This is a genomic window from Nonomuraea sp. B208 (genome assembly GCF_057536035.1).
Window position 1 is genome coordinate 260462 of record NZ_BAAJOU010000034.1, and the last position, 6198, is coordinate 266659.

Sequence of the window (6198 nt, forward strand, 5' to 3'; positions counted from 1 at the left end):
GCTGCTCAAGGGACAATAGGCTGTTCTCTATGGCAAAGGTTCTTAAACCTGCCCATTTCCCAATAGTTCGGGCATGGGTTGATGGCTGGGTCATCTCCCGCAACGCCCCGGAGCCGGTACGCGTACCGTGGGGCCTGCGCGTGGACGTCGGACTCCCCGGCCACGTCGCCCGCCACATCGTCGCCGACCCCACGCCGGAGACCGTGCGCCACCTGACCGCCGCCCTCACCACGCCGGGCACCTGGCTCAAGCTCTGCGCCCCCGCCGACACGATGGCCCCGCTGCTGCCGCGACCCTGGCTGGTCAAGGACCACGAGTACATGATGACCGCCCGCCTGACCGGCCTGGCCCGCGTGGCGGCGCCCGAGCCCCCGGCCGGCTACGCCCTGGCGGTCACCACCCGGGCCGGCGTCACGGCCGCCCGCCTGCTGACCCCGGCCGGGGAGGTCGCCGCCCGCGGCCAGTTCGCCGTGGCCGGCGGGACGGCCGTCGTGGACCAGGTGGAGACCGCGCCGGACCATCGCCGCCGCGGCCTCGGCTCCACCGTCATGCGCACGCTCGCGACCCACGCCGCCCGCCGCGGAGCGCGCGCCGGCGTCCTCGTCGCCACCGCCGAGGGCCAGGCCCTCTACGAAACCCTGGGCTGGACCCTCCACACCCCGATGACGGCCGCCGTCCTCACCGACTGAACGGGTCAGACCAGGGGGCGGACCACCAAGGTCTGGTCGCGGCCGGGGCCCACGCCGATGGCGCTGATCGGGGCGCCGCTCATCTCCTCCAGCGTCCGCACGTACGCCTGCGCGTTCGGCGGCAGGTCGGCGAAGGTCTTGGCGCCGGTGATGTCCTCCTGCCAGCCCGGGAACTCCTCGTAAATGGGCTTGGCATGGTGGAAGTCGGTCTGCGTCATCGGGATCTCGTCGTGGCGGACGCCGTCCACCTCGTAGGCCACGCAGACCGGGATGCGCTCCAGGCCGGACAGCACGTCCAGCTTGGTGAGGAAGTAGTCGGTGACGCCGTTGATCCGGGTGGCGTAGCGGGCGATGACCGCGTCGAACCAGCCGCAGCGGCGGTTGCGGCCCGTGGTCACGCCGTACTCGCCGCCGGTCGTGCGCAGCCAGTCGCCCATCTCGTCGGTCAGCTCCGTGGGGAACGGGCCGGAGCCGACGCGGGTGGTGTACGCCTTGAGAATGCCGATGATCTTCGTGAGCCGGTTCGGCGGGATGCCCGCCCCCGCGCACGCGCCGCCCGAGGTCGGCGAGGACGACGTCACGAACGGGTACGTGCCGTGGTCGATGTCGAGCAGCGTGCCCTGCCCGCCCTCCAGCAGCACGAACTTGTCCTCGTCCAGCGCCTTCGACAGCACCAGCGAGGTGTCGGCGATGTGCGGCTTGAGCCGCTCGGCGTAGCCGAGGTACTCCTCCAGCACCGCCTGCGGCTCGATGCCGCGCCGGTTGTAGACCTTGGTGAGCACCTGGTTCTTCTCGGTCAGCGCGACCTCGATCTTCTTGGCCAGGATGCCGGGGTCGAGCAGGTCCTGCACGCGCACGCCCATCCGGGCGATCTTGTCGCCGTACGCCGGCCCGATGCCGCGCCCGGTCGTCCCGATCTTGGCCTTGCCGAGGTAGCGCTCGGTGACCTTGTCCAGGGCCTTGTGGTGCGGCATGATCAGGTGGGCGTTCGCCGAGATCAGCAGCCGCTCGGCGGAGATCCCGCGCGCGGCGAGACCGTCGATCTCGCTGAGCAGCACGCCGGGGTCGATCACCACGCCGTTGCCGATGACGGGGACGACCTCCGGCGACAGGATGCCCGTCGGCAGCAGGTGCAGCGCGTACTTCTGGTCGCCGATGACGACCGTGTGGCCCGCGTTGTTGCCCCCCTGATAGCGGACGACGTAATCGACGTCGCCACCGAGCAAGTCGGTGGCCTTGCCCTTGCCCTCATCGCCCCACTGGGCACCAACGAGAACGGCAGCCGGCATGGTTCAGTCTCCCGAGCACAAAACGAAACCCCTGGCGCAAGCGCGACAGGGGCTCTTGCGTAGAGAGACTACCCGAACGTGTCCTTTCGTCCCAAGGGGGCTGTGCGCTGCTACCCCTTCGCCAGGGCTTCGTAGCCGGTTTCCGTGCTGTCCTTGAGGAACTGCAGGCAGCGCTCGGCCTCGTCCTTCTCGCCGATCGCCTGGGCGGCCCTCGACAGGGCGTACAGGCAGCGGAGGAAGCCGCGGTTGGGCTCGTGCTCCCAGGGGATGGGCCCGTGTCCCTTCCAGCCGTTGCGGCGGAGCTGGTCGAGGCCGCGGTGGTAGCCGGTGCGCGCGAAGGCGTAGGAGGTGACCGCGTGCCCCTGGGCGAAGTACTCCTCCGCCAGCGCGGCCCACGCCGCCGGGTGGGCGGGGTAGCGGGCGGCCACGTCGGAGGCCTTGGCGCCGGACTCCAGCGCTTCCCTGGCCTCGGGCAGGTCCGGCAGATGAGTCGGGGGCGGCCCGGCGAGAAGGTTATCCATAGGACAAGTCATACCCGCCGGGCCAGGCGCGTGGCTACGAGATCTTCGTCCCAGCGCTCTTGAGGTGCTGGCACGCCTCGACGACGCGGGCGGCCATGCCGGTCTCGGCGGCCTTGCCGTACGAGCGCGGGTCGTAGGTCTTCTTGTTGCCGACCTCGCCGTCCACCTTGAGCACGCCGTCGTAGTTGCGGAACATGTGGTCGGCGATCGGGCGGGTGAAGGCGTATTGCGTGTCGGTGTCGATGTTCATCTTCACCACGCCGTAGGAGATGGCCTCCTGGATCTCCTCCAGGGTCGAGCCGGAGCCGCCGTGGAAGACCAGGTCGAAGGGCTTGTCCTTGCCGTACTTGGCGCCGACCGCCTCCTGGATCTCCTTCAGCACGCCCGGACGCAGCTTGACGTGGCCCGGCTTGTAGACGCCGTGCACGTTGCCGAAGGTCGCGGCCAGCATGTAGCGGCCGCGGTCGCCCACGCCGACCGCCTCGGCGGTGGCGAGCGCGTCCTCACTGGTGGTGTAGAGCTTCTCGTTGATCTCGCCGACGACGCCGTCCTCCTCGCCGCCGACGACCCCGATCTCCATCTCCATGATGATCCGGGCCCGCGCGCACTTGTCGAGGAGCTCCTGGGCGATCTCCAGGTTCTCCTCCAGCGGCACGGCGGAGCCGTCCCACATGTGCGACTGGAAGAGCGGGTCGAGGCCCTTCGACACCCGCTCCAGCGAGATGTCGATCAGCGGCCGCATGAAGCCGTCGAGCTTGTTCTTCGGGCAGTGGTCGGTGTGCAGGGCCACGGTGACCGGGTATTTGTCGGCGACGACGCGGGCGTACTCGGCCAGCGCGGTCGCGCCCGTGACCATGTCCTTGACCGTCGTGCCGGACAGGAACTCCGCGCCGCCCGTGGAGACCTGGACGATGCCGTCGCTCTCCGCCTCGGCGAACCCCCGCAGGGCGGCGTTCAACGTCTGCGATGAGGTCACGTTGATCGCCGGGTAGGCGAATCCGCCGGCCTTGGCCCGGTCGAGCATCTCAGCGTAGACCTCTGGAGTCGCGATAGGCATGATTCATCTCCCTGAGAAGTAACGGCTGTGCGCCAGGGCCCAGTATTCCGGCTCACTACCCGGCGTGGTAGAGACAACGCCCGTGCGGGGAACACGTCACGCATGCCCGCTGACGGTAGGCTCTGCCCGTGGACTGGCTTTTGAATCTCCTCGACCCGACGTGGTGGCTGACCATTCTCGGCACTTTCGCCACGATCGGCGTGCTGGCCATCATCTTCGCAGAGACGGGTCTGCTGCTCGGGTTCTTCCTGCCCGGAGACTCGTTGCTGGTGGCCGCGGGGATTTTCAGCTCCGCGTCCGTCGCGGCGGGCATGGGCATCGAGCCGCTCTCCTTCCCCCTCCTGGTGGTCGGCACCCCGCTGTGCGCCGTCGCCGGGGCCCAGCTCGGGCATTTCCTGGGGGCGCGTTTCGGGCGGAGGATGTTCGACAAACCCGATTCGCGGTTGTTCAAGAGGGAGCACGTGCTCCGGGCCGAGGAGTTCTTCGAGAAGTTCGGTCCGGCCAAGGCGGTCGTCCTGGCCAGGTTCGTGCCGATCGTCCGTACGTTCATGAATCCCGTCGCGGGCGTCCTGGAGATGCACCCCCGGCGTTTCTTCGTCTGGAACGTCATCGGCGGCGTCGTCTGGGTCGAGAGCCTGCTCCTGCTCGGCCACTTCCTCGGCGGCCAGGTCGACCCGAAGCAGATCGACAAGTACATCCTGCCGGGCGTGTTCGTCATCGTCCTGATCTCGCTCATCCCGATCTTCGTCGAGGTGGTCAAGAAGCGCCGCGAGGCCAAGCGGCTGCCCGCCCCCAACGGCAAGCACCACCGCGTCGGCGACCCTTTCTGAGATCCTGAGCAGGAGAAGATCCGGAAGAGCCGCACACCACGCGCTACGCTCCCTGTGTGGGACGCCACAGGTCGGATCCGATGGGTCTCGCCCGCATGGCGCTGGCCGTTGTCGCGGCGGGCGCCCTGGTGACACTCCTGGTCATCGGCGCGCGGGCGCTGATCGGCACGCTCAGCGCGCCGTCACAGGCCGAGCGCGAGCGGGTCTCCGCGCCGGCCACCCCCGTGGGCGAGCCGGACGCGCGGGTGCCGACCGTGCGCATCGAGTGCCTGGCGGAGACGTGCCCCACCGTCACCGTACGCGTGCCGGGCGGCGACGTGCTCCAGCACCGCGAGATGAGCAGGGGCGAAGAGGTCAACTACTTCGAGGACGAGCTGGACGTCGTGGTGAGCGACGGCGGCACCGTCCGCGTCACCGAGAACGGCCTGCCCCGCCCGCAGGGCGAGCCGGGCGCCAGGCAGGCGTTCACGGTGCGCGCCTCCGGCTGAGCGCCGGTCAGAGCCCCAGGTCGTCCAGCGTGTACGCGGTGCGATAGTCCAGCCCCTCGCCGACGATCCGCTCGCGCGCCCCCCGGTCGACGATCGTGGCCACGGCCACCACCTCGGCCCCGGCCTCGCGCAGCGCCTCCACGGCGGTCAGCACCGACCCGCCGGTGGTCGAGGTGTCCTCCACGGCCAGCACCCGCCGCCCGGCCACGTCGGGCCCCTCGATGCGCCGCTGGAGCCCGTGCTGCTTGGTGGCTTTGCGCACCACGAACGAGTCGAGCGCGCGCCCGCGCGCCGCCGCCGCGTGCAGCATGGCGGCCGCCACCGGATCGGCCCCGAGGGTGAGGCCGCCCACGGCGTCGTAGCCGAGGTCGTCGGTCAGGTCGAGCATCACCTTGCCGACGAGGGGCGCGGCCACGCCGTCGAGCGTGATCCGCCGCAGGTCGAGATACCAGTCGGCCTCGATGCCCGAGGAGAGCGTGACCTTGCCGTGGACGACGGCCTTCTTCTTGATCTCGGCCAGCAGATTGTCGCGGTCTGTCATGCCTCCAAGCTTAGGGTCCTGATCAGGCCGGACCCCGCCGGTACGGCTTCGCGCCCAAAGCGGTTCTCCCGGTTTAGCCAAGAGGGGGACTGCGGAATGTATGCGCGAGGCAACGCCACGTAACCGCGAGGTCACCATGAGTGTCGAACCGCCGCGCAGCGACGCGGATCTCCTGCGGGCGTCCGCACAGGGCGACGCCGCCGCCTACGGTCTGCTCTACCGGCGGCACGCGGCCGCGGCCAGGGCGCTGGCCCGCCAGCTCGTCCGCGGCACGGAGGCCGAGGACGTCGTCGCCGAGGCGTTCACCAAGGTCCTCGACCTCGTGGGCCGGGGCCGAGGCCCCGAGTGGAGCTTCCGCACCTACTTACTGACCGTCGTACGCCGCACCGTCCACGACCGCTCCCGCGTCGAGAGCGGCGGGCTCGCCGGTGGCGAGATCGAGGACTACGACCCCGGCGTGCCCTTCGTCGATCCCGCGCTCGTCGGGCTGGAGAGGTCGATCGTCGCCCGCGCCTACCTGTCGCTGCCCGAGCGGTGGCGGGCCGTGCTCTGGCACGTCGAGGTCGAACGGTGCCGGCCCGCCGCGGTCGCGCCGCTGCTCGGCCTGTCGGCCAACGGCGTGGCCGCCCTCGCCTACCGGGCGCGTGAGGGGTTGCGGCAGGCGTACCTCCAGGTGCATCTCGGCTCGCGGCCGCGGCGCGAGTGCCGGCCGGTGCTCGGCAGGATGGGCGCGTACGTGCGGGGCGGGCTGGCGCGGCGCGACTCCCGGGTGATCGACGAGCA

Annotated in this window: 8 protein-coding genes; 4 read left to right on the forward strand and 4 right to left on the reverse strand. The window is 70.3% G+C overall.

Translation table 11 applies throughout. From position 1 onward, the window contains the following. Positions 1–140: 140 nt before the first annotated feature. The gene (locus AC27IY_RS48440) at positions 141–689 is read left to right on the forward strand and encodes a GNAT family N-acetyltransferase (RefSeq protein WP_487182045.1); all 549 of its coding nucleotides are present in this window, start codon (positions 141–143) and stop codon (positions 687–689) included. 5 nt (positions 690–694) lie between these two features. Here AC27IY_RS48440 and AC27IY_RS48445 read toward each other — a convergent pair whose 3' ends face one another. The 3 genes from AC27IY_RS48445 to fbaA all read right to left on the reverse strand — a co-directional run bounded on the left by AC27IY_RS48445 (position 695) and on the right by fbaA (position 3556). Beyond that, complete coding sequence (locus tag AC27IY_RS48445; RefSeq protein ID WP_344208573.1) at positions 695–1978, reverse strand: adenylosuccinate synthase; 1284 nt, start codon at positions 1976–1978, stop codon at positions 695–697. Between the two features lie 110 nt (positions 1979–2088). Next, positions 2089–2499 carry a DUF3151 domain-containing protein gene (locus AC27IY_RS48450; RefSeq protein WP_344208571.1) on the reverse strand — a complete coding sequence of 137 codons (411 nt, stop codon included), beginning with the start codon at positions 2497–2499 and terminating at the stop codon, positions 2089–2091. Between the two features lie 34 nt (positions 2500–2533). Further along, the gene (fbaA, locus tag AC27IY_RS48455) at positions 2534–3556 is read right to left on the reverse strand and encodes a class II fructose-bisphosphate aldolase (protein ID WP_423451448.1); all 1023 of its coding nucleotides are present in this window, start codon (positions 3554–3556) and stop codon (positions 2534–2536) included. Between the two features lie 128 nt (positions 3557–3684). On the opposite strand from fbaA, the gene AC27IY_RS48460 reads away from it, so the two are divergent. Together AC27IY_RS48460 and AC27IY_RS48465 are read left to right on the forward strand one after the other, a co-directional pair. After that, the gene (locus tag AC27IY_RS48460; RefSeq protein ID WP_423451447.1) at positions 3685–4386 is read left to right on the forward strand and encodes a DedA family protein; all 702 of its coding nucleotides are present in this window, start codon (positions 3685–3687) and stop codon (positions 4384–4386) included. A gap of 56 nt (positions 4387–4442) precedes the next feature. After that, complete coding sequence (locus tag AC27IY_RS48465; protein ID WP_423451446.1) at positions 4443–4874, forward strand: hypothetical protein; 432 nt, start codon at positions 4443–4445, stop codon at positions 4872–4874. Between the two features lie 7 nt (positions 4875–4881). Here the strand turns inward: AC27IY_RS48465 and pyrE are convergent, their stop codons facing one another. Further along, positions 4882–5415: an orotate phosphoribosyltransferase gene (gene pyrE, locus AC27IY_RS48470; protein WP_423477979.1), complete on the reverse strand. Its 534-nt coding sequence runs from the start codon at positions 5413–5415 to the stop codon at positions 4882–4884. Positions 5416–5551: 136 nt separating this feature from the next. Between pyrE and AC27IY_RS48475 the strand changes: the two genes are divergently transcribed. Then, the coding region (locus tag AC27IY_RS48475; RefSeq protein ID WP_487182046.1) for an RNA polymerase sigma factor at positions 5552–6198 on the forward strand (647 nt) is incomplete at its 3' end.